The organism is Brevundimonas variabilis (genome assembly GCF_014199945.1).
GTDB classification, from domain to species: domain Bacteria; phylum Pseudomonadota; class Alphaproteobacteria; order Caulobacterales; family Caulobacteraceae; genus Brevundimonas; species Brevundimonas variabilis.
Genome location: NZ_JACHOR010000002.1, coordinates 515528 through 541684, shown reverse-complemented (window position 1 = coordinate 541684; position 26157 = coordinate 515528). Strand labels below are relative to the sequence as shown.

At 64.0% G+C, this 26157-nt stretch carries 31 protein-coding genes and 3 tRNA genes; 23 read left to right on the top strand and 11 right to left on the bottom strand.

Translation table 11 applies throughout. The features are described from left to right. Positions 1 to 173: 173 nt before the first annotated feature. The 5 genes from GGR13_RS07320 to GGR13_RS07300 all read left to right on the top strand — a co-directional run bounded on the left by GGR13_RS07320 (position 174) and on the right by GGR13_RS07300 (position 2037). A complete protein-coding gene (locus GGR13_RS07320; RefSeq protein WP_183212825.1) occupies positions 174 to 749 on the top strand; it encodes a cold shock domain-containing protein in 576 nt (191 codons plus the stop codon). A gap of 30 nt (positions 750 to 779) precedes the next feature. Beyond that, the gene (locus GGR13_RS07315; protein ID WP_183212824.1) at positions 780 to 1286 is read left to right on the top strand and encodes a DUF192 domain-containing protein; all 507 of its coding nucleotides are present in this window, start codon (positions 780 to 782) and stop codon (positions 1284 to 1286) included. Between the two features lie 48 nt (positions 1287 to 1334). After that, positions 1335 to 1411, top strand: a tRNA-Pro gene (locus tag GGR13_RS07310). Between the two features lie 114 nt (positions 1412 to 1525). Then, complete coding sequence (locus tag GGR13_RS07305) at positions 1526 to 1831, top strand: ETC complex I subunit (RefSeq protein ID WP_183212823.1); 306 nt, start codon at positions 1526 to 1528, stop codon at positions 1829 to 1831. 129 nt (positions 1832 to 1960) lie between these two features. After that, a tRNA-Arg gene (locus GGR13_RS07300) sits at positions 1961 to 2037 on the top strand. Here the strand turns inward: GGR13_RS07300 and metC are convergent. Beyond that, entirely contained in the window at positions 1996 to 3189 is a 1194-nt protein-coding gene (gene metC, locus GGR13_RS07295) for a cystathionine beta-lyase (protein ID WP_183213131.1), read from the bottom strand. The genes GGR13_RS07300 and metC overlap by 42 nt on opposite strands. 77 nt (positions 3190 to 3266) lie before the next feature. On the opposite strand from metC, the gene GGR13_RS07290 reads away from it, so the two are divergent. The 3 genes from GGR13_RS07290 (at position 3267) to GGR13_RS07280 (ending at position 6313) form a co-directional block, all read left to right on the top strand. Further along, a complete protein-coding gene (locus tag GGR13_RS07290) occupies positions 3267 to 4373 on the top strand; it encodes an amino acid ABC transporter substrate-binding protein (protein WP_183212822.1) in 1107 nt (368 codons plus the stop codon). Positions 4374 to 4415: 42 nt separating this feature from the next. Continuing rightward, complete coding sequence (locus tag GGR13_RS07285) at positions 4416 to 5741, top strand: dicarboxylate/amino acid:cation symporter (protein ID WP_183212821.1); 1326 nt, start codon at positions 4416 to 4418, stop codon at positions 5739 to 5741. Positions 5742 to 5812: 71 nt separating this feature from the next. Continuing rightward, positions 5813 to 6313, top strand: a complete 501-nt coding sequence (locus GGR13_RS07280) for a CC0125/CC1285 family lipoprotein (RefSeq protein WP_183212820.1) — start codon at positions 5813 to 5815, stop codon at positions 6311 to 6313. Between the two features lie 8 nt (positions 6314 to 6321). Here the strand turns inward: GGR13_RS07280 and GGR13_RS07275 are convergent, their stop codons facing one another. Beyond that, positions 6322 to 6762, bottom strand: coding sequence for a DUF2214 family protein (locus tag GGR13_RS07275; protein ID WP_183212819.1), 441 nt, complete (start codon positions 6760 to 6762; stop codon positions 6322 to 6324). A 49-nt stretch (positions 6763 to 6811) separates the two neighbouring features. Here GGR13_RS07275 and crcB point away from each other — a divergent pair, with 49 nt between their 5' ends. Genes crcB through GGR13_RS07255 form a run of 4 tightly spaced genes read left to right on the top strand, consistent with a single transcriptional unit; the run spans position 6812 to position 9700 of the window. Next, positions 6812 to 7207 (top strand): fluoride efflux transporter CrcB, encoded by a 396-nt coding sequence (gene crcB / locus GGR13_RS07270; protein ID WP_183212818.1) that lies wholly within the window; start codon positions 6812 to 6814, stop codon positions 7205 to 7207. Beyond that, positions 7204 to 8232 (top strand): RluA family pseudouridine synthase, encoded by a 1029-nt coding sequence (locus GGR13_RS07265; RefSeq protein ID WP_183212817.1) that lies wholly within the window; start codon positions 7204 to 7206, stop codon positions 8230 to 8232. The genes crcB and GGR13_RS07265 overlap by 4 nt, the downstream gene beginning before the upstream one ends. After that, positions 8229 to 8912: an HAD-IA family hydrolase gene (locus GGR13_RS07260; protein WP_183212816.1), complete on the top strand. Its 684-nt coding sequence runs from the start codon at positions 8229 to 8231 to the stop codon at positions 8910 to 8912. The genes GGR13_RS07265 and GGR13_RS07260 overlap by 4 nt, the downstream gene beginning before the upstream one ends. Continuing rightward, entirely contained in the window at positions 8909 to 9700 is a 792-nt protein-coding gene (locus tag GGR13_RS07255) for an ATP12 family chaperone protein (protein WP_183212815.1), read from the top strand. The genes GGR13_RS07260 and GGR13_RS07255 overlap by 4 nt, the downstream gene beginning before the upstream one ends. On the opposite strand, the gene GGR13_RS07250 is transcribed toward GGR13_RS07255, so the two are convergent. Then, complete coding sequence (locus tag GGR13_RS07250) at positions 9701 to 11485, bottom strand: acyl-CoA dehydrogenase (RefSeq protein WP_183212814.1); 1785 nt, start codon at positions 11483 to 11485, stop codon at positions 9701 to 9703. Positions 11486 to 11623: 138 nt separating this feature from the next. Here GGR13_RS07250 and GGR13_RS07245 point away from each other — a divergent pair, with 138 nt between their 5' ends. Genes GGR13_RS07245 through GGR13_RS07235 form a run of 3 tightly spaced genes read left to right on the top strand, consistent with a single transcriptional unit; the run spans position 11624 to position 13669 of the window. After that, entirely contained in the window at positions 11624 to 12181 is a 558-nt protein-coding gene (locus GGR13_RS07245) for a cytochrome b (RefSeq protein WP_183212813.1), read from the top strand. Between the two features lies 1 nt (position 12182). Continuing rightward, the gene (locus GGR13_RS07240) at positions 12183 to 12755 is read left to right on the top strand and encodes a YceI family protein (RefSeq protein WP_183212812.1); all 573 of its coding nucleotides are present in this window, start codon (positions 12183 to 12185) and stop codon (positions 12753 to 12755) included. Continuing rightward, positions 12752 to 13669 carry an L-threonylcarbamoyladenylate synthase gene (locus GGR13_RS07235; RefSeq protein WP_183212811.1) on the top strand — a complete coding sequence of 306 codons (918 nt, stop codon included), beginning with the start codon at positions 12752 to 12754 and terminating at the stop codon, positions 13667 to 13669. The genes GGR13_RS07240 and GGR13_RS07235 overlap by 4 nt, the downstream gene beginning before the upstream one ends. A 13-nt stretch (positions 13670 to 13682) precedes the next feature. Here the strand turns inward: GGR13_RS07235 and GGR13_RS07230 are convergent, their stop codons facing one another. From GGR13_RS07230 to GGR13_RS07210, 5 genes are all read right to left on the bottom strand, one after another. Next, positions 13683 to 14783 carry a patatin-like phospholipase family protein gene (locus GGR13_RS07230; protein WP_183212810.1) on the bottom strand — a complete coding sequence of 367 codons (1101 nt, stop codon included), beginning with the start codon at positions 14781 to 14783 and terminating at the stop codon, positions 13683 to 13685. A gap of 18 nt (positions 14784 to 14801) precedes the next feature. Next, positions 14802 to 15647 carry a 3-hydroxybutyrate dehydrogenase gene (locus GGR13_RS07225; RefSeq protein WP_246347733.1) on the bottom strand — a complete coding sequence of 282 codons (846 nt, stop codon included), beginning with the start codon at positions 15645 to 15647 and terminating at the stop codon, positions 14802 to 14804. A gap of 80 nt (positions 15648 to 15727) precedes the next feature. Continuing rightward, a complete protein-coding gene (gene yaaA / locus GGR13_RS07220) occupies positions 15728 to 16492 on the bottom strand; it encodes a peroxide stress protein YaaA (protein WP_183212809.1) in 765 nt (254 codons plus the stop codon). A 78-nt stretch (positions 16493 to 16570) separates the two neighbouring features. Beyond that, positions 16571 to 17056 carry a YybH family protein gene (locus GGR13_RS07215; RefSeq protein WP_183212808.1) on the bottom strand — a complete coding sequence of 162 codons (486 nt, stop codon included), beginning with the start codon at positions 17054 to 17056 and terminating at the stop codon, positions 16571 to 16573. After that, the gene (locus tag GGR13_RS07210; RefSeq protein WP_183212807.1) at positions 17053 to 18459 is read right to left on the bottom strand and encodes an FAD-linked oxidase C-terminal domain-containing protein; all 1407 of its coding nucleotides are present in this window, start codon (positions 18457 to 18459) and stop codon (positions 17053 to 17055) included. The genes GGR13_RS07215 and GGR13_RS07210 overlap by 4 nt, the downstream gene beginning before the upstream one ends. A gap of 186 nt (positions 18460 to 18645) precedes the next feature. Here GGR13_RS07210 and GGR13_RS07205 point away from each other — a divergent pair, with 186 nt between their 5' ends. The 3 genes from GGR13_RS07205 (at position 18646) to GGR13_RS07195 (ending at position 20609) form a co-directional block, all read left to right on the top strand. After that, entirely contained in the window at positions 18646 to 19077 is a 432-nt protein-coding gene (locus tag GGR13_RS07205) for an NUDIX domain-containing protein (RefSeq protein ID WP_183212806.1), read from the top strand. A 76-nt stretch (positions 19078 to 19153) separates the two neighbouring features. Further along, complete coding sequence (locus tag GGR13_RS07200; RefSeq protein WP_183212805.1) at positions 19154 to 20149, top strand: SPFH domain-containing protein; 996 nt, start codon at positions 19154 to 19156, stop codon at positions 20147 to 20149. A gap of 4 nt (positions 20150 to 20153) precedes the next feature. Next, positions 20154 to 20609 (top strand): NfeD family protein, encoded by a 456-nt coding sequence (locus GGR13_RS07195; RefSeq protein ID WP_183212804.1) that lies wholly within the window; start codon positions 20154 to 20156, stop codon positions 20607 to 20609. Here GGR13_RS07195 and rnhA read toward each other — a convergent pair. Beyond that, the gene (gene rnhA / locus GGR13_RS07190; RefSeq protein WP_183212803.1) at positions 20606 to 21049 is read right to left on the bottom strand and encodes a ribonuclease HI; all 444 of its coding nucleotides are present in this window, start codon (positions 21047 to 21049) and stop codon (positions 20606 to 20608) included. The two genes, GGR13_RS07195 and rnhA, sit on opposite strands and share 4 nt — an antisense overlap. A 205-nt stretch (positions 21050 to 21254) precedes the next feature. On the opposite strand from rnhA, the gene GGR13_RS16610 reads away from it, so the two are divergent. From GGR13_RS16610 to tatC, 3 genes are read left to right on the top strand one after another with little or no spacing between them, the layout of a single operon-like run. Continuing rightward, entirely contained in the window at positions 21255 to 21473 is a 219-nt protein-coding gene (locus GGR13_RS16610; protein WP_183212802.1) for a twin-arginine translocase TatA/TatE family subunit, read from the top strand. Positions 21474 to 21499: 26 nt separating this feature from the next. Beyond that, complete coding sequence (tatB, locus tag GGR13_RS07180) at positions 21500 to 22051, top strand: Sec-independent protein translocase protein TatB (protein WP_183212801.1); 552 nt, start codon at positions 21500 to 21502, stop codon at positions 22049 to 22051. Continuing rightward, complete coding sequence (tatC, locus tag GGR13_RS07175; RefSeq protein WP_183212800.1) at positions 22048 to 22941, top strand: twin-arginine translocase subunit TatC; 894 nt, start codon at positions 22048 to 22050, stop codon at positions 22939 to 22941. Before tatB ends, tatC begins: the two co-directional genes overlap by 4 nt. Positions 22942 to 23224: 283 nt before the next feature. Here tatC and glnA read toward each other — a convergent pair whose 3' ends face one another. Both glnA and GGR13_RS07165 read right to left on the bottom strand, forming a co-directional pair. Next, the gene (gene glnA, locus GGR13_RS07170) at positions 23225 to 24634 is read right to left on the bottom strand and encodes a type I glutamate--ammonia ligase (protein WP_183212799.1); all 1410 of its coding nucleotides are present in this window, start codon (positions 24632 to 24634) and stop codon (positions 23225 to 23227) included. Between the two features lie 54 nt (positions 24635 to 24688). Continuing rightward, positions 24689 to 25027 carry a P-II family nitrogen regulator gene (locus GGR13_RS07165; protein ID WP_183212798.1) on the bottom strand — a complete coding sequence of 113 codons (339 nt, stop codon included), beginning with the start codon at positions 25025 to 25027 and terminating at the stop codon, positions 24689 to 24691. Between the two features lie 116 nt (positions 25028 to 25143). Between GGR13_RS07165 and GGR13_RS07160 the strand changes: the two genes are divergently transcribed. Beyond that, positions 25144 to 25968, top strand: a complete 825-nt coding sequence (locus GGR13_RS07160; protein ID WP_183212797.1) for an NAD(P)H-hydrate dehydratase — start codon at positions 25144 to 25146, stop codon at positions 25966 to 25968. Positions 25969 to 26022: 54 nt separating this feature from the next. Then, a tRNA-Leu gene (locus GGR13_RS07155) sits at positions 26023 to 26107 on the top strand. Positions 26108 to 26157: the final 50 nt, after the last annotated feature.

The following is a 26157-nucleotide window of genomic DNA, read 5'->3' as shown; positions in this document are numbered from 1 at the left end:
TTGCGCCCCATGGATCACGGGTACCCGACCCGGATCGCTTTAACGCAACATTTTCCAGAGTCCGTCGCCGATATCTTAAGCGTGTGCGGAAATATGTGTTTTCGCTTTTCAGGCGTTCATAGAACCGTGTTAAGCTTTTGTCGTTCGCGTGAGTGTGGACGGGGGAAGCGACTGTGTCAGAATACGAGCGGCCGGAAGGGCCAGAAGCCGTACGGATCGTCGGCAAGGTGAAATGGTTCGATCCTGGCAAGGGGTACGGCTTCGTTGTGCCTGAGAACCCTGCCCTGACGGATCAGAAGGATATTCTTCTTCATGTCTCCAGCCTTCGCGAAAGCGGACACGAGACAGCGGGGGAAGGGGCTTCCATTGTTTTCGATTGCGTTCGTCGATTGAAAGGATGGCAGGTCGCGGAGATCCACGAACTTGGCGAAACGGCCCCAGTGCGCGTGAATCCCGTCGACCGTTCCGCCTACGACAATCTGCGGAATGACCCGCGGTCGCTAGCCAGCGGTCGCCCGGTCGAAGCCGCGAGCAGCGAGCCGCTGGAACCTGCGATCGTCAAATGGTTCAATCGGACAAAGGGATATGGTTTCGTCGTCAGGGCGACCGATCCTGGCGATATCTTTGTTCATATCGAGACGCTGCGACGCTATGGTCTTGAAGACCTGTTGCCGGGCGATCCGGTGCAGGTCCGCTTTGCTCAGGGACCCAAGGGTCTGGTCGTGGCGGAAATCAAACCGGGCGGCTGACCAAGGCGCCCCCCAGTCTAGGGCGTGAACATGCGTGTCCACCGAAGCTTTCTGGTCCTGGCAATCGGTGCCTTGCTGTCGGCAGGAACCCTTGGCCTTTCAGCCTGCGCTCAGCCCGGCGCTGCCGGAGCCGATACCCCCGTCGATTCGGCCGGCCGCCCGCTTGAACCTCTGACCGTGGTCACGGCCACGGGCAGTCACGATTTCATGGTCGAAATCGCGGACGATGATGCCGAACGTCAGCGTGGCCTCATGTTCCGTCCGCCCCTCGCCGACGACCGGGGCATGCTGTTCCAGTTTCCGGCATCAGGAGAGCAGGCCTTCTGGATGAAGAACACGCCGAGCTCACTCGACATCATCTACATTGCTCCGGACGGGCGGATTGTCTCGATCGCAAAATACACGACGCCCCAGTCCGAGACGACCTATCCGTCGCGAGGCGCGGCCAACGGCGTCCTCGAACTGAATGCCGGGCGGGCCGATGCGATCGGCGCAAAGCCGGGTGATGTGGTAAAACACAGCTTCTTTAAGCCGTAACGCAATCAGCCATTGCGGCAGGCCGGCGCGCGTGGCACATCCCGCCGCCGGAGTGTAGCGCAGCCTGGTAGCGCATCTGGTTTGGGACCAGAGGGTCGGAGGTTCGAATCCTCTCACTCCGACCATCCATCCTGAGTGGGGTTTGGTGCTTGGTTGGCGCGGGGCTGTCGGGCCGAAAGCGGTTTGCGACTGCGGGCCCACCCTTTACTGACCCGCTCATTCGCCGATCGAGAATGTTCATGCTGGCTCGCATCTATCGACCCGCCAAGACAGCCATGCAGTCAGGCAAGGGCAAATCCCGCGACTGGCGGCTGGATTTCGAACCGGCCTCGGCGCGCTCGATCGATCCGCTGATGGGCTGGACCAGCTCCAGCGACATGGACGGCCAGGTACGGCTTACGTTCGAGACCCGGGAAGATGCCGTTGCCTATGCCGAGCGTCACGGGATTGCCTTCCGGCTTCATGAGCCCCAAGAGCCACCTGTGATCATCAAAGCCTATGCGGACAATTTCGCCACCGCGCGCAGGCAGCCCTGGACCCACTGACACCGGTTCGTCTTCAATCCATTCGACGGGTTGGCATTTCACCAACGTATCCAACATCACGCATCGCCGTCGATTTCGGTTGCGGCGCGCGTTCTTCACGCTAGTTGAGCCGGATCGAACGGCTTGTCGGCACCCATAGCTCAACCGGATAGAGCACCCGCCTTCTAAGCGGGATGTTGCAGGTTCGAGTCCTGCTGGGTGCGCCACGCCGTCAGTCCCACCTCGAGATCGGCGATCAGGTCGGCCGGGTCCTCCAGACCGACGTGAATTCGAATCAGTTCGCCTTCGAGGTCAGGCTTTTGTTTGCGCCAGTCCATCTGGCCGGTCTCGTGGGTAATGAGACTTTCGAAGCCGCCCCACGAATAGCCCAGTCCGAAGAGGCTGAGGGCGTCTAGGAAGGCTTGAGCGTCCTGTGTGTTTCCACCCCGCATCACGACCCCCATCAGCGCTGATGCGCCGGTGAAGTCCCGTTTCCAGAGCGCGTGGCCCACAGAGCCGGTCAGCGGAGGATAAAGGACGCGGGAGACCTCTGGTCGAGCCTGCAGCCAGGCCGCGACCAGAAGGGCCGATCGAGCCTGTTCGGCCATTCGCAGTGTCATGGTCCTCAGACCTCTCAGGGCGAGTGACGCATCGTCCGGCGAGACATGCCAGCCCATGTCCTCGATCGCATCGGCGACGGCGCGGCGGATTGCGGGCGCATCCACGGCCATGGACCCCATCAGGAGATCCGAATGGCCAGAAACGTATTTGGTCACGGCCTGGGCACTGACGTCGACGCCATGGGCGAGGGGCCGGAAGGCCAGACCGGCACCCCAGGTATTGTCCATGACCGTCAGCACGCTGCGGGCACGGGCCGCCGTGGCGAGCGCCGGGACATCCAGCATCTCGAACGTCAGGGAGGCGGGAGATTCGATCAGGATGAGCTTCGTCCGGTCCGTGATCATCTCTGCCACCTGACGGGCATCAGCACCGGCCGGATGAAAGCGGGTCGTGACGCCGCGTGCCGCCATGTGGCGGGTCAGAAACCGGCGGCTGGGGCCGTACAGGGCGTCGGTCGTGAGGACCTCGTCGCCCGGGCGGGTCAGGGCCAGAATCGGCACGGTGATCGCCGCGAGACCCGACGGAACCAGAAAGACATCGGCCGCGCGTTCCAGGTCGGCGAGCGCGTGCCGCAGGGCGTGGGCCGTGCCTGTGCCCTCAAGCCCGTAGACGGGGCCCAGCGTCTCGTCCCGCATGCTTGCGGTCTTATCGCTGAGCATGGTCGAGGCCCGCTCGACCGGCGGATTGACCGGGCGCCGTCCGCGACCCCTTTGCGTTGCAGAGGCGATCAGGCGGGTGCGGTCCGAAAGGGGGTTCATCAACGTCTCTCGCGGGTTGCAGATCGCTTCCCAAAGGCCTCTAAAGCGAGGCGGGGCGCAAGCATGGCGTAGGCGGGATGATGGGTGCCAAGGCGATAATCGGCGTGACCCTGGGGCTGGCGCTCGGCCTCGCGGGCTGCGGCAGAGGCGAGAAGACCGACCGCGAACCTGGAGCGGACGTGCCGATCGTGACAAAGGCCCGTGTCGAGGGCGAACCGGTCCCGAGCCCGACGCTGGATGCCGTGAAGGCTCGAGGTCGGTTGAATTGCGGTGTTCACGAAGGCCTCGTGGGTTTTGCCTACATCGACAATCGCGGGGCGTGGCGGGGTTTCGATGCAGACTTCTGTCGCGGGATGGCGGCGGCGATCTTCGGGAATCCGGATGCCGTTCGATTCGTCCCGTTGACGGCCAGGAACCGGTTCGAGGCCCTGGCTGCCGGTCAGGTCGATGTCGTCTGGCGCAACTCCTCATGGACCATGGAGCGGGACACCGCGGGCGACCTGTCGTTCGCGGGCATCAACTACTATGACGGCCAGGGTTTCATGGTGCGCCGGTCGCTGACGTTGAACAGCGCGACCGAGCTGAACGGGGCGCGGGTCTGCGTGCAGGCGGGATCGACCAGTGCATTGAACGTCGGTGACTTCTTCCGGGCGCGCGGGATCGCCTATCAGCCGGTCACGACGGCCGACGAGGCGGCGGCGCGTCAGGCCTATGCCGATGAGGACTGTGATGCCTTCACGGCGGACATCTCGGCGCTTGCGGCCGCCCGAACGACCCTGGCCAATCCCGAACAGCATGCGATCCTGCCGGATGTGATTTCCAAGGAAGCCCTCGGCCCCGTTGTGCGCCGGGGCGACGAGCAGTGGACGTCCGTCGTTCGCTGGACGCTGAACGCACTGATCCTGGCCGAGGAACTGGGCGTGACCCAGGCCAATGTCGAGCAGCAGACCGAAGACGCCACCGATCCCCGCATCCGTCGCCTTCTGGGCGTCGAGGGCGAGTTGGGAGAGCGGCTGGGGCTGTCGAAGACGTGGGCAGGGGATGCCGTGGCCGGCGTCGGGAATTATGGCGAGATCTTTGAACGAAATCTGGGCACGCAATCGGCGCTCGACCTGGCGCGTGGCTTGAATGCACAATGGAACTCCAGGCCGGGCGGCTTGATCTATGCCCTGCCGCTTCGCTGATCGATATGCAGACCCGGCGCCGTTGCGCCTTTCGGGGGACGAATGACGAAAACGAAAAAAGGCGGGCTGCCGCTTCACTGGCTTATGCTGATCGGCTTTGTCGTCGGCCTGGCGGGCGGGCTGGCCGTCAATATGCTGGTCGGTCCCGAGACCCCTTGGGTGGTCTGGGTGACGTCGAACATCACCGGACCGGCGGGACAAATCTTCCTGCGCCTGCTGTTCATGCTCGTGATTCCGCTGCTTTTCTCGGCCCTCGTGGTCGGGGTCGCCGAAATGGGCGACCTGAAGTCGCTGGGCCGGGCAGGGATCAAGACCCTGCTGCTGACCATCGTCGTATCGAGCATTGCCGTCGTGATCGGCCTGGTCATGGTCAATCTGTTCCGGCCCGGGGACGGGGTCGACCCGGCACTGGCGCAGCAACTGCTGGCGCAGGGTGCCGAGGGTGCCGGCAATATCGTAGAGAATGCGCCCGAGAGCGTGCAACTGGGTCAGTTCTTCCTTGATCTGATCCCGTCGAACGTCTTCACCGCCGCAGCGGATAACCAGATCCTGCCGGTCATGGTTTTCGCGCTGATGTTCGGCATCGGCCTGGTGATGGCCAAGAGCCCGAATACTGACAAGCTGCAGACCGTGATCGAGGGAATCCTCGAGGTCACGATGACGCTGATCAATCTGGTCATCAAACTGGCCCCCTATGCCATCGCCTGTCTGATGTTCAATCTGGCGGCCCTGTTTGGATGGGATCTGCTGGTGCGGCTGGCGGCCTACGTCGGGGTCGCGGTCGGGGCGATGGCGATCCACATGTTCATCGTCTATCCCGCCGTGGTCTGGTTCGGGGCCGGGATGTCGCCGGTCAAATTCTTCCGCGGTATCCGCGAGCCCATGGTGGTTGCCTTCTCGACCGCATCGTCCAACGCAACCCTGCCCGTAGCGCTGAGGGCTGCCGACGAGCAACTGGGCCTGCCGAGGAAGATCGCCCGCTTTGTTCTGACCGTCGGGGCGACGGCCAACCAGAACGGGACCGCCCTGTTCGAAGGCGTGACGGTGCTGTTCCTCGCCCAGTTCTTCGGCATCGACCTGACGATCACCCAGCAACTGGTGGTGATGCTGGTCTGTATCCTCGGCGGTATCGGGACGGCCGGTGTCCCGGCAGGGTCCCTGCCGGTCGTGGCGATGATCCTGGTCATGGTTGGCGTGCCTGCAGAGGGAATCGGCCTGATCCTCGGTGTCGACCGCTTCCTCGACATGTGCCGGACCACGCTGAATGTGACCGGTGACCTGGTCCTGGCGACCGTGGTCTCGCGCGGGGAGGTCGAGGATCCGGTCGTGGAGGATGATCCGCGCCCGACCGTCGCCGCGGTGGCCTAGCGGTCCGGAGGGGCGGCGCTGGAACGTCTTGCGCGCACTGACGCTGTGAGGTGAACATCCGGAGTGATCTCATGCGCCGTCCAGCTCTTCTGCTGCTTGCAGCCTCTGCCCTTGCCCTGTCGGCCTGTGCCAGCCTGGCCCCCTATGGTCCCGCCGTTTCGCCATCGTCACAGGGCTATGTCGAACAGAGGATCGAGAGCGACCGGTTCCGCATCACCTATCGCGGCGTCGGGGCACCGGGGCCGGTGGCGGATCTGGCGTTGCTTCGAGCGGCCGAGCTGACGACGGAAACCGGCAATGACTGGTTCGAGGTCACCCAGCGCTACATTGATGGTCGCCCGGACAGCGCCGGCGGGTTCCGGCCTTCACTGGGCGTCAGCGCGGGGTCAAGCCGATACGGCGGCCGCTATGGCGGGTTTTCATCGTCGGGCGTCGGCGTTGGCGTGGGTCTGAATTTCAGCGGACCCTCCGCGACCTCAACCGTGCTCGAAGTGCGCCTGGGCCGTGGCCAGCAGCCCGACAGGCCAGACGTCTATGACGCCCGCGAGGTTCAGGCCGCGTTGCGACGCTGACCCCAAGGTCAGCCCGTCCAGCGCGCCATGGCGGCCGCGAAGGCGGCCAGAGGTAGAAGCAAGAGAACCTCGATGCGAACCAGTCCGGCGATCCGCCTGACCTCCGCCGCTGGTGGCTGAAACGCGGGGTCCGCCTTTGCGGCCCTTGCCCATCGGATGAAGGCGATTGTCGGGGCGATGGACAGCAGGCCGATCACGGAAAAGGTGGCGATCTTGGCCCAGAAGAACGGGTTGGTCTGATAGAACGTCCAGCCTTTTTCGCCCCAGACAACCCTGGCAACTCCAACGAGGAATACCAGCACGGCAACGCCGCCATACCCCGCGTCGAGGCCAGTCAGGCGCCTGACGGGGATATCGCTACCCCTCAGATAGGCCAGTTCCATGGCCAGCATGATGACCAGGCCAAAGGCCAGAACATGATGGATGACCGCAAGCCCGGTGTAATGCATCGGCCAGCCTCCTTCGCTTTGCCATGGTTCAGGTTATAAGCCCCCCATCATGACACGATTTCTGTTGGTTGCCTTGGGTGGGGCGCTGGGTTCGATGGCGCGCTATGGTGTGGGCATCGCTGCGACGCGGGCCCTGCCCGGCACGACCCTGCCTTGGGGGACGCTGGCGGTGAATATCATTGGCGGTCTGCTGATGGGGCTGCTGACGGGTTGGCTGGCATTGCGCGGCGGGGGAGGCCAGGACAGCCTGCGCCTGTTCGCGGCCGTCGGCCTTCTGGGCGGGTTTACGACCTTTTCGGCCTTTTCGCTGGAGACGGTGCTGATGCTGGAGCGTCGGCAGTTCGGGCTGGCCGGCCTTTATGTGGGTCTGTCTGTGGCTGCTGCTGTGGCCGCCCTTTTTGCCGGTCTGTTGATCGCCCGTCGCACGTTCGGAGTCGCCCCATGATTAGAGACACGACCGGCACCCCGGATATCGGCACCCGTGAAGCGCAGATCGTCTATGTGGCCGAGGCCGAGGACGGTATCCGGCTGGATCGCTGGTTCCGGCGGCGCTGGCCGCATCTGTCGAACATCCAGGTGCAGAAGATGGCCCGCGGCGGCCAGATCCGCGTGGATGGTGCCCGGATCAAGCCCGAGGGGCGCCTGACCGCCGGGGCTGCGGTGCGCGTGCCGCCGATCCCCGAGCCGATCGTGCGGGCTCCCGGCGAACATATGGCGCTGACGCCAGCCGACATCGCCTTTGCCCGGTCGATGGTGATCTATGAAGACGATCTGGTCATTGCCCTGAACAAGCCGCACGGGCTGGCGGTGCAGGGCGGAACCAAGACGACCCGTCACGTGGACCGGCTGCTGTCAGCCTGGGGGGAGGGGATGGATCGTCCCCGTCTGGTGCACCGCCTGGACCGCGACACATCGGGGGTGCTGCTTCTCGGCAAGGGGCCGGAGGCGGCCAAGCGACTGGCAGGCGCGTTCGCACGGCGGCAAGCGAAGAAGACCTACTGGGCCATCGTCATGGGTCTGCCCAAGCCGGCGGCCGGCCAGATCGACATGCACCTGAAGAAATCCGGCATCAATGATTACGAGATCATGCGACCGGCGGATCCCAAGGAAAACGGGGCCGAGCCAGCCGAAACCGCCTTTGCTGTGATCAGTCATGCCGCACAGCGGGCCGCCTGGGTGGCTCTCCGGCCCTTCACAGGGCGGACGCATCAGTTAAGAGCGCACATGAAGGCCATCGGTCATCCCATTCTGGGAGATCCAAAATATGGTGACGAGAAATCCAACAGCCTGACGGGGCCGTTGAAGCTGCAACTGCACGCACGCCGCATCGAACTGGATCATCCGGGCGGTGGGACCCTGACGGTCGAGGCCCCGATCAGCGCCGAGATGAGGGCCGGGTTCGAGCATTTCGGTTTCGATGAGTCAGAATGCGTCGGCGACCCGTTCGAAGGCGTGAAGCGCCAGCGATGATCCGTCCGCTTGCCGTTTTCGATATCGACGGGACGCTCGTCGACAGTCGGGAATCCATCCTTCGGGCCGCAACCGAGGCGGCGCGGGACCTCGGTCTGCCCGAGCCCGAATACGATCGCGTGCGCCAGATCGTCGGGCTGTCGCTGCCGCACGCTCTGGCCGTCCTGGAACCGGACCTCGGTCCGTCCGAGCTGGAGCGCTTTACCGACGCGTTCCGCGCCAGCTTCGGGCGGATGTTCGATGCCGGTCATGAGGAGCCCCTGTATCCCGGAGCCATGGACACGCTGCGGCGGCTGCACCGCGATGGCTGGCGGCTGGCGCTTGCGACCGGCCAGAACCGGCGCGGCGTGGCCCGCAATCTGGCCCGCGAGGGCTGGGGCGAGCTGTTCATCTCCAGCCATTGTGCCGAGGACGGTCCGGGCAAACCGCATCCGTCAATGTTGATCGAAGCCATGAAGGCCTGTGACAGCCAACCCGAAGCGACTGTGATGATCGGCGACACCGCCCACGACATCACCATGGCCCTCAATGCGGGTGTTCATCCGCAGGGCGTGGCGTGGGGATTCCACACGCCGGAAGAACAGCGGGCAGCCGGGGCGCTGCATGTGGCCATCGACTTCCTCGATCTGGACGCGGCCCTCGACCGCTTTGCCCACCGTCAGACCCCGGTACCCGCATGAGCCATATCCCGCCGCTGGATCCCAACGTCGCGGCCCGCAAGGGCTTTCGCGAGTCCGAGGAGCGGCTGAAGCGGTTCTGGACGGACGTCACGGTGGCTCCGCGGGCCATGGTAGACGGGCAGGCAGGCTTTGTCGTCCTGCTGGACGGTCGAGCCCCCAAGACGCCTGCCCATGCCCCGCTGATCCTGCCAACCGAGGCAGCTGCCGGCCTGGCTGCCGAGGAATGGGCCGCGCAGGGCGAGTTCATCGAGCCGGGCACCATGCCGGCCACCCGGCTTGCAGCGACGGCCATCGATCGCGTCAGTCAGGCGCGCGAGGCCGTGGCCGAGGAGATTGCGGCCTACGCCGGGTCCGACCTGCTCTGCTATCTGGCCGAGCACCCGACCGGTCTGGTCACCGAACAGGCCAGTCAGTGGGGCCCCTGGCGGGACTGGGCCGCAGCCGAACTGGGGGTCACGCTAGTGGCGACACAGGGGATCATCCACCAGCCGCAGGACGCGGCGACGATCGGACAGGTCCGGGCTCAAGCCCTGTCGCTGGACGACTTCGCCCTGACCGGTCTGGCCACGGCCGTGCCCCTGCTCGGCAGTGCGGTGCTGGGGCTGGCCCTGCAGCGAGGCGCGATTTCCGGGACGGCCGCCTTCGAGCTCAGTCGACTGGACGAGGCCTATCAGGAGCGACAGTGGGGTGTCGACGCGGAAGCCGCACAGCGGACCGCCGCCCGCCGCGCAGAGGCCGAACTGCTGGACCGCTGGTTCCGTGCGCTGGAGGCCGGCGGCCCGGCCTGATCAGGCGCCGAGGGCTTCGCGGCTCATCCGTTGCAGCAGGTCCCCGCCCTGGCCGATGGCCGCCAGACGGCTGGACGCATGGCCCAGAATGTTGGCGGCATAGACTTCGTACAGAGCGATCTTGCCCTCCAGCCAGGCTGGATCACCGTCACGGGCGTCGAGCCTTGCCTTGGCCGCCAGCGCGCCTTTCGCCAGCATCCAGCCGCCAATGACGTCGCCCATCAGGGTCAGGTAGGGAGCGGCCGCGGCCAGAACGTCGGAACCTCGAGCAGGGTCCGCCTTGGCGTCCAGCAGCCAGAGGGTGGCGTCTTCGACCGCGGTGATGGCTGTGGCGAAGCGCTCGACGGGCTTGCCGGCGTAAAGCCGCGCCACTTCGACAAGCGTCGCCTTCATTTCTGCGATGACAGCCCTCGCGGATGCCCCGCCGTCCTGCGAAAGCTTGCGTCCGACGAGGTCCATGGCCTGGATGCCATTGGTGCCCTCGTAGATCGGGGCGATACGAGCGTCCCGGTAGTACTGGGCGGCTCCCGTCTCTTCGACAAATCCCATGCCGCCATGGATCTGGACACCCTGCGAGGCGACGTCGACGCCCATGTCGGTGGACCAGGCCTTGGCGATGGGGGTGAAAAGGTCCTCACGCCCTTTCCAGAACCGACGCTCATCGTCGGTCCCGGCGTGCCGGGCCATGTCAGCAGCCACGCCCGTCGACAGGCAGATGGCGCGGGCGGCCTCGATCCTGGCCTTCATCACCGACAGGGTGCGGCGGACATCCGGGTGATCAAAGATCGGGGCATTGGCCTCGCCGGTCCAGATCGAACGTCCCTGCCGCCGGTCCAGCGCATAGGCCAGCGCATGCTGATAGGCCATTTCGGCGATGCCGACGCCCTCGACGCCTACGCCGACCCTCGCCGCATTCATCATCGTGAACATGTGGGCCAGGCCTTCGTTTGGACGACCGACCAGTTCGGCGGTAGCCCCCTCATACTGCATCACGCACGTCGGTGAGGCGTGGATGCCCAGCTTGTGCTCGATCCCGACAGGGCGGAAACCGTTCCGGTCTCCGAGGGTGCCGTCAACATTGACAAGGTATTTGTTGGCGAGGAACAGGCTGATGCCCTTTGGACCAGCCGGTGCGTCCGGCAGGCGGGCCAGCACGAGATGGACAATGTTGTCGGTGGCGTCGTGGTCACCCCAGGTGATGTAGATCTTCTGGCCGGTCAGGCTGTAGGTGCCATCGCCGTTCGGGGTCGCCGTGCTGGTCAGGGCCCCGAGATCGGAACCGGCCTGGGGTTCGGTGAGGCACATCGCACCCGTCCACTCGCCACTGACCATGCGGGGCAGGTAGGCAGTCTTCTGATGCTCGGTGCCGTGTTCCTCGATCGCTTCGATGGCTGCGAGTGACAGCATGGGGCACAGGCCAAACGCCATGTTTGCGGCATGGACCGTTTCGAACGCCGCCAGCTCGAGTGCCTTGGGCAGGCCCTGACCTCCTGCGTGAACGGGGGCTGCCAGGCCGGTCCAGCCTCCTTCGGCAAATTGTCGGTAGGCGTCGGCAAAGCCGGGGGCCGCCGTGACCGCTCCGTTGGCGTATTGGGCACCGGCCAGATCGCCGGGCCGGTTCAGGGGGGCCAGAACGCCTTCGGAAAACTGGCCCGCAGCCTCGAGTACGGCAGCAAGGACATCGCCGTCATAGTCGGGGAAGGCCCCGGTCGCGGTGACCTGGTCGATGCCTGCAACGGCGGTCAGGGAGAAGGCGAGGTCTCGGACGGGGGCGCGGTACGGCATCGGGGCGTTTCCTGTCGGGTCTGGCATCGGGCGTTGTCCCGTCTTCTTGACGCCTTGCCGCGACGGCACGCAAGTCGATGTTGGAGGCTGGTCAAGACTGGTCCACACTGTCCCTCAAACGGCAGGGGAGAGTGCAGCATGGCTGCCAAGCGGGATCGATATTCAGCAGGATCTATGATCCTTCACTGGGGCATAGCCCTTCTGGTCCTCGCGCAGGTGCTGCTGGTGACAGCTGCAGAAGCCAATGAAGGCCCGGTTGGCCGCGAGTATATCGGACTGCACAAGGCCGTCGGGCTGACGATCCTGATCCTCACCCTTGTCCGCATCGGCTGGAGGTTGTCGCATCCTGTCGCCCCCCTGCCACTGGCCACGCCCGCCTGGCAGATCTGGATCGCGCGGATCACCCATGTGCTGTTTTACGTGGTGCTGATCGGTATGCCGCTGGGCGGCTGGGCGGCGTCTTCGGCTGCAGGGCGGGACATCAGCTGGTTCGGCCTGTTCAACTGGCCGCTGCTTCCGCTCCCGCTGGATCGCGCGCTCGCAGGGCAGTTCATGGACATGCATGAACTTGCTGCCAAGCTACTGTATGTGTTGATTGCCCTGCATGTTCTGGGTGGGCTGAAACATGCGTTCACCCGTGGCGACAACACGCTGCATCGCATGGTTCCTTTCCTGCCGCGCAAGTCGGTGAGCTGAAATGATTCGGGCCGCAGTCACAGGCGTTCTGGCTGTCCTGATCGGCCTGTGGGTTCACGGCGTCGCGCTTGCCGAAGCTGTACGATGGAACGTCGACCTGGCGCGCTCGGCCATCCGGCTCGAGGTCGACGCCCTCGGCATGACCCAGACGGGTCGTTTCGAGGACTGGAGCGGCAACATTGTCTTCGATCCGGCCCGGCCTGAGGCGGCCCGTGTCAACCTGGCGATCCAGGCGGCGTCCCTGCAGATGGGGGACTCGCTCGTCACGGCCCAAGCCAGGAGCGAGGGCTTCCTGCACGTGTCCGACTTTCCCCGGATCGACGTCGCCCTGATCGGTTTGGAACGCGTGGCCCAGGATCGCTATCAGGCGCGTGCCGATGTGACGTGCAAGGGGCGCACAGAGCGCGTGACTTTTCCCGTGGTCGTCCGCGTCTCAGGCAACGAGGTGCGTATCGAGGGTACGGCCAATCTGGATCGAGAGGCCTTCGGTATAGGAACGGAAAGCCTGAGGGGTCTGATCATCGCGCGCGTCATCAAGGTCGATGTCGACATCACGGCCCGGACGCGGACGTGAACGATACCGTCGAGGCGTGCGTCGAGGCGTTAAAGGCTGGACGACTGGCGATCCTGCCAACCGAAACCGTGTACGGTCTCGCTGCCGACGCCGCGCGGCCCGAGGCTGTCGCAGCGATCTTTGAAGCCAAGGGAAGACCCCGCTTCAACCCCTTGATTGCGCATGTGGCAGACCCAGAACAGGCGGCCGCCATTGGTGAGCTTGACGGTGCGGCTCTCAAGCTCTGCGAGGCGTTCTGGCCAGGTCCCTTGACCATCGTGGCACCGGTACGGGCCGGAGATCGGGTCTGTGATCTTGCGCGAGCAGGCCTGAATAGCGTGGCTCTGAGGATGCCGGGACATCCAGAAGCGCGGGCGGTGATCGCAGCATTCGGCGGCCCGGTTGTGGCTCCGTCTGCCAATCGGTCCGGAAGGCCCAGTCCCACCACATTTTCCGACGCTGTCGCCGAGACCGGGACTTTTGCCGCCGCTGCCCTCGATGGCGGACCCTGCGGTGTAGGGGTCGAGAGCACCGTCGTTTCGATCGTCGATGGCGGCGTCAGTCTGCTGCGGCCGGGCGCGGTGACACGAAGCGAGATCGAGGCGCTGGTCGGGCCCCTGAGCGACAAGGGTCAGGGACACCGGTCGCCGGGCCGCCTCACAAGCCACTATGCGCCTGACGCACCCTTGCGCATTGAAGCAGTAAGCACGGCACCCGGTGAGATCCTGTTGGGCTTCGGTCCGGGCGTGGGCGATCCGCGATGGAGCCTGAGCCCGACGGGGGATCTTCGCGAGGCTGCGGCAAGGCTGTTCCGACTGTTCAGGGAAGCGGATCGCGAAAGCCCTTCGGGCATCGCCGTGTCGCCGATCCCGCTGGAGGGGCTTGGCGAAGCGATCAATGACCGGTTGAGACGCGCAGCCGGGTTTGTCGGGTAAACACAAGAAGAGCCTAGCCAAACCTCTCCTGAAGGTCGACGCTGGAGCTTTCTCCGACGTGTTCGAAACAGCTCCCCAGCCAGTCATCCGCAGCGGCTCGCCCGCGGGCCTTCAGATCGTTCAGGAAAGTCCATTCGGTATTGAATTTTGACCCGAGTGACAGGTCTCCAAGCCATCCGTCCGCCTCGATGCCGTGCAAGAGGACGTGGCGGTAGCGACCCCGGGCGGCCTCGTCGAGATGGCCCTGCTCGATAAGCTTCTGCACGAAAGCGACCGCGCGGAGTTCAGCGACAAGCGGCGCATTGAAAACGACCTCGTTCAGTCGGTCCATGATGTCACCCGCACCCTTTGGCGTATCGGCACGCTCGAAGGCATTCAGGGTAATCAGCAGGACATCATCGGGCGTATCCTCGTAGAACAGCGGCCAGAGCGGCGGATTGGCCAGATATCCGCCATCCCAGTAGGGCTCGCCCTCGATCTCGACGGCCTGGAACAGGTGCGGCAGGCAGGCCGAAGCCAGCAGGACCTGGTCCGTTATCTCTGGCGACGTGAAGACCCGCGATCTTGCGTGGCGGACGGCAGTCGCCGCGATGAAAAGCTTGATCTCCGAGCTGCGGACCGCCTCGAAATCAATCGCAGCATCCAGCACTCTTTTGAGAGGATTGTGGTTGAATGGATTGAATTCATACGGGCTCATGGACATTGCGAGCGTTTCGGACGCACGCCACATCGGCGTATCCTTCAGCCATTGTGGCGTCAGGGCCGAACTCCAGATCGAACTGTCACCAAAAGGGTTCTTGCCGCCGGACTGATTGGTTTCCCGCCAGAGCCTGTCCAGGGCTGCCCGGGCACCCGCTGCACCGCCGCTGGCGAGACCGGAAACCAGCGCAGCGGCGTTCATGGCACCGGCCGAAGACGCCGTTACGGCTCTGATGTCGAGACTGTCGGCCTCGAGAAGGCGGTCCAGCACCCCCCACTGGAAGGCTCCATGAGCGCCGCCCCCCTGCAAGGCAAGGCAGATGGGGCGACGCCCGCCCTTCGTTGATGGGCGTGTTTTTCTTTTAAAATCTGGGGTCTGGGGCTCGACCTTTGCCTTTCTTCTGAAAAGCGCCATGCGGGTCTTCCGATGTGGCTATTGAGCGGTCCAGCCGCCATCGATCGAGAAACTGGCCCCGTTCGCGGATGCGCCCAGATCCGACACCAGATACAGGAACATTCCAGCCAGCTGGTCCGTGGTGACGAACTCTTTCGTCGGTTGCGCCTCAAGCATCACATCGGTGATGACCTTTTCCCGTGAAATGCCACGGGTGCGCGCCTGATCAGCAATCTGTGCCTGGACCAGGGGCGTGTCCACGAAGCCAGGGCAGATGGCGTTACAGGTGATCCCGTCGCGGGCCACTTCAAGCGCCACCGTCTTGGTGAAGCCGATGACCCCGTGCTTGGCCGCGACATAGGCTGACTTGAATGGGCTGGCGACCAGTCCGTGGGCTGAGGCGATGTTGACGATCCTGCCGCGGCCCTGGGCCTTCATGATCGGGATGGCAGCGCGCGTTGCGTAAAACGTCGAGGACAGGTTGATTGCGATGATCTGTTCCCACTTGTCGGTCGGGAATTTCTCGACCGCTTCGACGTGCTGGATCCCCGCATTGTTGACCAGAATGTCAAGGCGACCCAACTGGTGCCTGGCATAGGCGACCATGTCGGCGATTTCGTCGCCCTTGAGCATGTTGGCCGCGTGATACCGTACGCGCACCCCGCAGGAGGCTTCCATCTCGGCCCGGGTCCGCTCGATCTCTGACGGATCGCCAAGGCCGTTCAGAACCACATCTCCCCCGCGTGAGGCGACCGCCCTGGCCAGGGCCAGACCGATTCCGGACGTCGAGCCGGAGATAACGGCAACCTGCCCCTTCAGATCGTCTGGGGCACGAAACACCGGGCGTTCAGTCTCGGACGTATCTTTCCTCGGCCACTGGAACATGGAGTCACTTTCGCGTCTGTCGAAATCGGTAAGAGTCTATCGCTTCGCGGATGCGATGGCGACAGGGGCAATCAAGTCTTTCATGACCTGATGAATATCCAGTCGGTATCCGTCGAGGCTGTCTTGTCGAACTGGTAGCCGTCGCGGTCGAACGCCTTGAGGTCCGCGGCTGTTTCGATCCGTTCGTCGATTGCAAACCGGGTCATCGATCCGCGCGCCTTTTTGGCGAAGAAGGAGATGATGCGGCTCTCGCCGTCCTTTTGTTCGCGGAAGTGCGGCGTGATGACGTTCAATTTCAGCGCCTTGGCATCGATAGCTCCGAAATACTCCTGGCTTGCCAGATTGATTAGCGAGGAATCCGCGTGACCTTGGGCGTCGGCATTCAGGCATTTCGAAATGCGGTCGCCCCAGAAATCGTAGAGGCTGCCGCCCCGGCGGGTCTTGAGACGGGTGCCCATTTCCAGCCGATACGGCTGGATCCGATCCAGCGGCCGCAAGAGGCCATAGAAACCTGACAGGATGCGGACGTGGTTTTGTGCAAAGGTCAGGGCCTTGGCGTCCAGGTCGCGCGCTTTTAGACCTTCATAGACATCACCGGCGAAGGCAAACGCGGCCTGCACACCGCCGTCGACATCCTCGGGATCGAAGGCCTTGAAGCGGGCCTGGTTGAGCTCGGCGAGCTTGTCGGAAATGGACATAAGGCGGCGCAGATCCGCACGTGTCTGGCGTTTCGTGGTCGTAGCCAGCGATGCCGTATCCTCGACGAAGCGACGGGCGCTCGCCGGAAGGGCGGGGTCGGCTTCGGTAAAATCCAGTCGCTTGGCCGGGGACAGCACGATCAGCAAGGGCGGCTCCTCATCAACGCCCTGCCTGATAGGCTGCTTCGATGACGAATTGAACCGGAGGATTGGTCGCGCCCAGTTTCAGGGACGGAGAACCTCATAGGCCGAGACGTGGTTGAGGGCGATGACCCACCGGCCGTCGAGCTTGCGAAACAGGCGGGTGTTGATGCCTTCCATAGGGCGTTCGGGGCGATCCAGCGTATATCCACCTACCAACTGGGCGGCGTCGGGGGCCAGGAACTCGACCGTCATGTCATGGAAGGTCAAGGTGCCCCGGGTCTCGGGGACAGGGCCATAGTTTCTGATGTAGTCGTCGAGCGCGCCTTGCCAGCCGTCCTTGATCCGCCCGCCCGAGACAAAGACGACGTCCGGATTTCGAAAGCCCTGCATGTAGCCGCGGTAGTCGCCCCGATTCCACGATGCCTGCATCGCCGAGATCACAGCAAGGATCGCCGCGCGCTCCCCGGCTTCGTCAAACGGGGCGACGGCGGCCGTCTGGGCTGATGCCGGGGCCGCGCCGAACAGCGCGGCAGCGGTCAGCAGGCTTACCAGGACTCGTCTGATCAAAAGAGCACCGCCGGGTTCATGATCCGACGGGGGTCGATGGCCTTGCGGATCGCGCGCATGGTCTGGATCTCGATCGGCGACTTGTACCGCATGGCCTCCTCGGTCTTCAGCCGGCCCAAGCCGTGCTCAGCGCTGATCGAGCCGTCGTAGCGATCGACGATATCGTGGACGACCCGAGATCCTGCTTCCCAACGACCGAGGAACGCCTTCAGGTCCGCGCCGGGTGGGCACAGGATGTCATAATGCATGTTGCCATCGCCAACGTGTCCGAAGGCGGACACACGGGCCCCGGGCTCGAACTGCTGGACGGCAGTGGTCGCCTCGTCGAGGAAGTCGGCAATCTGTGACACGGGTACCGAGACATCATGCTTCCACCCGCCACCTTCCGGTCGCTGGGCGGCCGACTGTTCCTCGCGGACCTTCCAGAAGGCCCGGGCCTGGGTCTCGTTCTGCGCGATGGCTGCGTCGATGATCAGCCCCTCTTCGAAGGCCGCGGACAGGATACGTTCCATGCCGGCCTCGGCCGCACCCGGCTCCCCCGACGTCAGTTCGATCAACACGTACCAGGGGGGCGTCGAGTCCAGTAATTCCCGCGTGTCCGGGATGTGTTTCAACGCAAATTCGACCCCGATCCGTTTCATCAGCTCGAACGCCTCGACCCCGCCGCCTGTCTCCGCCTTGGCCCTGGCCAGCAGGGTGATGGCGGCATGTGGAGTTTCCAGACCGACGACCGCCGTGGCCCGAGACCGCATGATCGGGAACAGCTTGAGCGTTGCGGCTGTCACGACTCCCAAAGTGCCCTCGGCGCCGATCAGGAGCTGCTTCAGGTCATAGCCCGTATTGTCCTTGCGGAGACGCTTCAGCCCATTGAAAATCTGGCCGTCAGGCATCACGGCCTCGATGCCGAGGACCAGTTCGCGCATCATGCCATAGCGCAGGACGGCCGTGCCGCCGGCGTTGGTGGAGATGACGCCGCCGATTGTGGCCGAGCCCTCGGCCGCTAGGCTCAGGGGAAAGAATCGCCCGGCCGCAGTCGCAGCCTGCTGGGCCTCGAGCAAAGTGACGCCAGCTTCGACCGTCATGGCGTCGTCGAGAGGTGTGACGTCCCGTACCGCGCGCATCTTGCGCAGCGAAAGCAGGACCTCGCCAAAGGGAACTTGGCCGCCGACGAGACCCGTATTGCCGCCCTGAGGCAAGATCGCGACGCCATGGCTGGCGCAGATCGTTACGGCGCGTGCCACTTCGGCCGTCGAGCGGGGCGTCAGCATGAGCGGCGTCTCGCCGGTCCAGCGATTGCGCCACTCCGTCAGCCACGGGGCAATCTCTGCCGAATCCCGGGTCCAGGAACCTGCTGGCAGAGCGGCCTCGAGCTCGGCAATTGCCGCTGGGGAAGGGGGGGTCACCGGAGCGTCTCCAAACTGCAGGTCTTCATGCCGGATTGACCCGAAAACTCATGCGGTCAACGTTTTTCAGCTGCGCCACGACGTCCTTCGTTAGGGTGATGGCAGCAGGCCTGGGCTGAAACCGGGCCGTCGAGAGAGTTATGGACGCCATACGATGACGATAGCACCAGTCGAGTCCCGGTCACAGTGAGCTGGTCCAACCCCGTTCCAGCCGTCGGTATTGTCTGTCTCAAGGGCCACGACGTCTTGCTCGTCCGACGGGGAACGGCCCCGCGGCAGGGTGAGTGGAGCCTGCCCGGGGGACGGATCGAACCTGGCGAGAGGGCCGTCGATGCCGCCTTGCGCGAACTCCGTGAGGAAACGTCAGTACAGGCCGAAGTGATCGGGCTGGTCGATGTCGTGGATGGGTTGTTCGCGGAGATGGACAGGCACTACGTCCTGATCGACTACGTCGCGATCTGGACCAGCGGTGTCCCCGCGGCGGGCGACGACGCGGCAGAGGCCGAGTTCTTTGGCCTCGAGCTTGCCATGCAGATGGTGGGCTGGAGCGAGACGCGCAGGGTCATTCAGAAGGCAGCCGAGATGCGTGACAACCGGCAATCATTACGCCGATGTTAGACTTGCGCGGCCGGTTTCGATGGAAGTGACGGGGAGGCGGGTCTAGTCTGGATTTCCACAGGGCAGGGAACAGGACATGGGTTATTTCGCACTCGCGCTGGTCGTATTGGCCATCGTGATCGTCTTCAGCATCGTGAAGATCGTGCCGCAGGGGCGCGAGTTCACGATCGAGCGTTTTGGCAAATATACCCGGACACTCTCGCCAGGGATCAGCCTGCTGACGCCCTTCGTCGAGCGGATCGGCCGGCGGATGAACATGATGGAGCAGGTCCTCGACGTGCCCCAGCAGGAAGTCATCACCAAGGACAATGCCATGGTGAAGGTCGACGCCATCGTCTTCATCCAGGTCATGAGCGCCTCTGCCGCCGCCTATCGGGTCGAGAACCTGCCATATGCGATTACCCAGCTTTGCTCGACCAACCTGCGAACCGTCGTGGGATCGATGGACCTCGATGAAGTCCTGTTCCAGCGTGACAACATTAACTCGCGTCTGCTGACCGTGATCGATGCGGCGACCGAGCCCTGGGGCGTCAAGGTCAACCGGATCGAGATCAAGGACCTGACGCCGCCGGTGGACATTACCAACGCCATGGCTCGGCAGATGAAGGCCGAGCGTGAGCGACGCGCCGTGATTACCGAGGCCGAGGGCGAGAAGCAGGCGGCCATTGCCCGCGCCGAGGGGGCCAAACAGGCTGCCATCCTGCAGGCGGAGGGCCGCAAGGAAGCGGCATTCCGCGACGCCGAGGCGCGCGAGCGCGAAGCCGAGGCCGAGGCCAAGGCGACGGCCATGGTGTCGGAAGCCATCGCACGCGGTGACGTCAACGCCATCAACTACTTCGTCGCGCAGAAGTATGTAGAGGCCTTCGCTGAGCTGGCCCGGAATCCAACGGCCAAGACCGTCATTGTACCGGCCGAAATGAGTGGACTGGTCGGGACCATCGCGGGCCTTGGCGAACTGGTTGGTCTGGCACGCGACCAGCAGGTCGAGCGCCGCGACGCCCGGCCGCCGGTTGTGGCAAGACCGGTCGATCCGCCGCGCGCACCGCGCAACGCTGTCCCTCCAACGGAGTAGACCGATGCAGACCGTGCTCGACCTCTACACCAACCAGCCGTTCTGGATGTGGCTGGCGCTGGGTGTCATCCTGCTGGCCATCGAGGCCGCGCTCTCGACCGAATGGCTGCTCTGGCCAGCCGTTTCCGCAGGCGCGGTAGCAGCGCTCACGGCGGTGGGGTTGCGGATGGGCCTTCCTGTCGAGATCGCGATCTTCGCGGTCCTTACCATCGTTTCCAGCGTGGCCTCGCGTCGGCTGGTCAAACGGGTGAATCCCAGCGAGCCGGACATCAACGACCGGGACAGCCGCCTGGTCGGACAGCCGGCGAAGGTTGTCGAGGCGTTTGTGAACGGACACGGCCGCGTCTTCATCTCCGGCTCCGAATGGCCGGCCGAGGCCCTCGGTGACATGCCCGGCGTCGGCGAATGGGTCCGGGTCCAGGCGACCACGGGGTCCGGACTGATCGTTCAGCCCCTCTAGCGTGCTGCCCGCATCTTCTCGATGCCCTGGTTGGCCAGGACGTCAGCCCGTTCGTTGAGTTCGTGGCCGGCGTGGCCCTTGACCCAGTGCCATTTCACCTCGTGCCGTGCACGCGCGGCGTCCAGCCGTTTCCAGAGGTCGTCATTCTTGACCGGCTTCTTGTCGGCGGTCTTCCAGCCGCGGGCCTTCCAGCCGTGGATCCAGCTGGTGATGCCGTCCATCACATATTTGCTGTCGGTGTGGAGATCGATCGTGCAGGGCCGGGTCAGGGCCTCCAGCGCCATGATGGTCGCTGTCAGCTCCATACGGTTGTTGGTGGTCAGGGCCTCGCCTCCGCACAACTCCTTGGTCTTTCCACCGGCCTGGAGAATAGCCCCCCAACCTCCGGGGCCGGGGTTGCCCTTGCAGGCACCGTCGGTGTGAATGATGACAGGGGACACGGGCACGGCTCGGCTCAGGCGGACAGGGCTGACGGCCATACCTTGGCCGAGGGGCCGAGGCCATGGCTCACTGTAAATCTGTCATCCTCACGCCGTCATGACTTCACAGGCCTGACACCGCATTCCCTTGGCGGGTGGCATCCACTGGCCTATATGCCGCGTAACAGGTTCGCGGGCCCGTGGGTCCGGCACAGGAGATTGTACCGTGGGCGCTATCAGTATCTGGCATTGGGTGATCGTCGGCGTGATCGTGCTGCTGTTGTTCGGCGGGCGCGGCAAGCTTTCGGGCATCATGGGAGATGCCGCAAAGGGCATCAAGGCCTTCAAGGAAGGCCTGAAAGACGACGACAAGAAGGACGGCCCGAACGACGGCATCAGCTCCCTCCCGCGGACCGAAGCGGAAAAAGAAGAGCTGAAGCGCTAGGTCCGGCTGTCAGGAGAGCCTGAAGCATGGGCGGCCTCGGCCCCGGGATCGGGGGCCTCGAATATCTTGTGATCGCAGCCGTGGCCCTCATCGTTGTGGGGCCCGAGCGGCTGCCTGGTCTGTTGCGCCAGCTTGGCAAGATGATCGGCAAGGCGCGACGGATGGCCGACGAATTCCGTAGCAGTTTTGACGAAATGGCGCGGCAGTCCGAGCTCGACGAGCTGAGGAAGGAAGTCGAGGCCTTGCGGACCAACCAGAGCATGGTTCGGCTGGGCGACGAGGCTGATGCTGCATTCAAGGATATCAGTACCGAGCTGCACAAGCCGGTGGATCATGACGCGCCCCGGGCCGTCATGGCACCCGAGCCTGAGCCCGCCGCAGCCATTGCGTCCGTTGACGAGTGGCCAGACGCCCAGCCCGTGATGATGCCGACTGAACCGGCCCCAGACCCTGCCCCGCAGGCGAAACCGAAAACGGTTCGGAAGGCATCTTCGAAGTCGGCGACAGCGGGAGCGGCCACCTTGAAAACCGTACCTGCGCGCGCACGTGCGCCGCGCAAATCGAAGCTTGACCTATGACCGCCCGCGACGAGGCCGAGATCGAGGCGTCGCGTGCGCCCTTGATGGACCATCTGATCGAGCTGCGTGGGCGGCTGATCGTCTGTGTGATCGCCTTTATCCTCTGCTTCTTCGTCTGCTTCTTCTTTGCGGCCCAGATCCAGATCTTCCTGATCAAGCCGTTCCAGGCGGCCGCTGCCCTGCATGCCGTGGCACAGGCTGAAGGCGGCCATAGCGGGGGCAACCCGTTCGAACTGATCGCCATCACCTCGGGGCTGCGCCCGTTTCCAGCGGGCAGCCAGTCGGCTGTCGCCCTGATCGCTACGGCACCGCTTGAGCAGCTTTTCACCAAGATGAAGATCGCCGGTTTCGGGGCCATCGTTCTGGCCTTCCCGGTGCTGGCCTGGCAGCTGTACCGTTTCGTTGCGCCCGGCCTGTATCGCAACGAAAAGGGGGCCTTCCTGCCCTTCCTGTTTGCCGCGCCGTTCCTGTTCATGCTCGGCGGGGCGCTGGTCTATTTCGTGATGCTGCCGTTCGTCATGTGGTTCTCGCTGAGCCAGCAGATTTCGGCCGACGGGATTTCCGTCGAGCTGATGACCAAGATCTCGGAATATCTGAGTCTGGTGACCTCGCTGATGCTGGCGTTCGGCCTGTGCTTCCAGCTGCCGATCGTGACGACGCTTCTTGGGATCGCGGGTCTGATTTCGTCGAAGATGATGTCCGAGGGCCGTCGCTACGCCATCGTCGCCATTGTAGTGGTCGCGGCCGTCGTCACCCCGCCGGATCCTTTGAGCCAGATCATGCTCGCCGTGCCTCTGGTGCTGCTCTACGAGGTCTCGATCTGGTGCGTCCGGCTGATCGAGCTGCGCAAGAAGAAGGCGGACGACATCGAGGGACTTGCTGGAGCCTAGGCGAATTGCTGGCATCGCCGATTGCCCTTGGCGAGCACATGGCACCCGTCTTCAAAGCTCGGGACACCGCTGTCTCCGCCGCGCGAACCGCGCGCCGTTCCTCCAGGAGAATGAAAAACACCGGCTGAAGGATTTGCGATCGGCACCACGGGGAAGATCCAGTTGCCGTTCCTCAGTCGCCCGCGAGCATGCGCAGCCTGCTCGGTAAGGACCATCGGCTCACGCATGGAAAAGCCCCGGACGGCGGACCGTCCGGGGCTTCTGCCTTCCGACCAGCTGCCGATCAGCAGCTGTAGTACATGTCGAACTCGACGGGGTGGGGGTGAAGCTGAAGGCGCATGACCTCCTGCATCTTCAGCTCGATATAGCTGTCGATGAAGTCGTCATCCATGACGCCACCCTTCTTGAGGAAGGCCCGGTCCTTGTCGAGGTTCTCGAGGGCTTCCTTCAGCGAACCACAGACCTCGGGGATCGAGTGGCGTTCTTCGGGGGGCAGATCGTACAGATTCTTGTCGGCGGGTGCGCCCGGATCGATCCGGTTCTCGATCCCGTCCAGACCCGCCATCAGCAACGCCACGAAGGTCAGATAGGGGTTACCCATCGGGTCCGGGAAGCGGGCTTCCAGGCGCTTGGCCTTGGGTGACGAGGTGTGCGGGATGCGGATCGAGGCCGAACGGTTACGGGCCGAATAGGCCAGCTTCACCGGAGCTTCATAGCCGGGCACCAGCCGCTTGTAGGAGTTGGTGGTCGAGTTGGCGAAGGCGTTGATGGCCTTTGCGTGCTTGATGATGCCGCCGATGTACCAGAGGCACTCCTGGCTGAGACCGGCATATTTGTCGCCCGCGAACTGGGGCTTGCCGTCCTTCCAGATCGACATGTGGACGTGCATGCCCGAGCCGTTGTCGCCAAACATTGGCTTGGCCATGAAGGTTGCGGTCTTGCCATAGGCGGCCGCGACATTGTGGATGATGTATTTGTAGAGCTGCAGACGGTCGGCCATCGTCAGCAGGTCGCTGAACTTCAGACCCAGTTCGTGCTGAGCCGGAGCGACCTCGTGGTGGTGCTTCTCGGGCTGAAGGCCCATGTCGCGCATCACGGCCAGCATTTCGCCGCGCAGGTCCTGGCCACTATCGACCGGGTTCACGGGGAAGTAGCCACCCTTGGGCCCGGGGCGATGGCCCATGTTGCCTTCGGAATACTCGGCACCGGTATTGGCTGGCAGTTCGATGGAATCGTAGCTGTAACCCGTGTCGTGCGGTGCCGTTTTCCAGCGGACGTCGTCGAAGATGAAGAACTCGGCCTCGGGACCGAAATAGACGGCATCGCCGATGCCGGCCGAGGCGACATAGGCGAGGGCCTTCTTGGCCATCGAACGGCTGTCGCGGTTGTATGGCTCCATCGTGTCCGGGTTCAGCACGTCGCAGAACAGGAACATCGTCGTCTGCTGGTAGAAGGGGTCGATGTAGGCCGTGGTCAGGTCGGGCATCAGGAGCATGTCGCTCTCGTTGATGGCTTTCCAGCCGGCGATCGACGAGCCGTCGAACATCGTGCCTTCTGTCAGGAACTCTTCGTCCACCAGGTCGATGTCGAAGGTGACATGTTGCAGCTTGCCCTTGGTGTCGGTGAACCGGACGTCCACATACTGGACTTCCTTGTCCTTGATCTCTTTGAGGATCTTGGCCGCCGTGCTCATTCTGATGGTCCTTTTGGTTTCTTCTGGGGAGGAAGCGTTACTGGGAAAGCGGTATCAGACCGCCTGGGCGCCGGTCTCGCCGGTCCTGATGCGGATCACATCCTCGACGGTGGAGACGAAGATCTTGCCGTCGCCGATCTTGCCGGTCCGGGCGGCCGTCTGGATGGCCTCGACCACAGCCGGGGCGAGATCATCCGGAACCACGACCTCAAGTTTGATCTTTGGCAGGAAGTCGATGACGTATTCGGCCCCACGGTAGAGTTCCGAGTGACCTTTCTGGCGACCGTATCCCTTGGCCTCCAGCACGGTCATGCCCTGGACCCCGATGTCCTGGAGCGCCTCTTTGACGTCGTCCAGCTTGAACGGCTTGATGACGGCTTCGATTTTCTTCATGGCGACCCCAGGAGCGTGGCCGACGGCCTGACACACGGGAACCAAAGGGACATCGCATCGCAGCATAAGGCAAGGCCCGATTTACAATTTCGTGCCTTGAGCGGACAGATCACCCCATGAAGCCGTCCAACCATCCCGATCTCTGGCGCGACGCCCTGCCATGGCCGGGCCCAGACACCCACAAGCACCATCGCGGACGGCTGGGTGTGGTATCCGGAGGTGCGCTGAGGACGGGCGCAGCGCGGCTGGCGGCGCGGGCTGGTCTGCGGATCGGGGCAGGCCTTGTGCGTATCCTCTGCCCGCGGGATGCGGCGCTCATCGTGGCGGCTTCGGTCGAGGCGATCATGGTCGACGAATTCAGCTCTCCCGAGGCCCTTTTCCAGCTGGCGGGAGCGCTTGATGCCGTCGTGATCGGTCCCGCAGCGGGTCTGACGGAGGCGACGGCCCTGAACCTCGCAGCGCTTGGACGGACGGGAGCGGCCTTGATCGTGGATGCCGACGCCCTGACCCTTTTCAAGGACCGACCGAAGGACTTGTTCGGCTGTCTGGATCGCGACGACGTCCTGACGCCTCACGAGGGAGAGTTCGAGCGCCTGTTTCCTGATCTGCCGGTTTACGGACGGGAGGTGGCGGCCTCGAAAGCGTCAGAGCGGGCAGGAGCGGTGATTGTCCTGAAAGGCCGCGAGACGGTGATTGCTGCACCGGACGGGCGGAAGGTGGTCAATGGCAATGGCACGCCCTTGCTGGCGACAGCCGGTAGCGGCGACGTTCTGGCGGGCATGATCGGAGGCCTGGTGGCCCAGCGGATGGACAGTTTCGATGCCGCCTGTGCAGCGGTCTGGATGCATGCCGATGCTGCCTCCCGGTTTGGACCCGGACTGATTGCTGAAGATCTGAGCGAACAGTTGCCGTCCGTCCTGAGAGGCCTGGCACCCGCCTGAACAGGAGGAGTTGCGGCGCGGGAGTGAAAGCCTTACACGCCGACGCCTACCGATGCGGATGTGGCGGAACTGGTAGACGCACCAGATTTAGGTTCTGGCATCGCAAGGTGTGGAGGTTCGAGTCCTCTCATCCGCACCAGTCTTTTGCTGAAGCCTGAGGCTTCGGCAGAGTGTGAACCGACAAAAAAG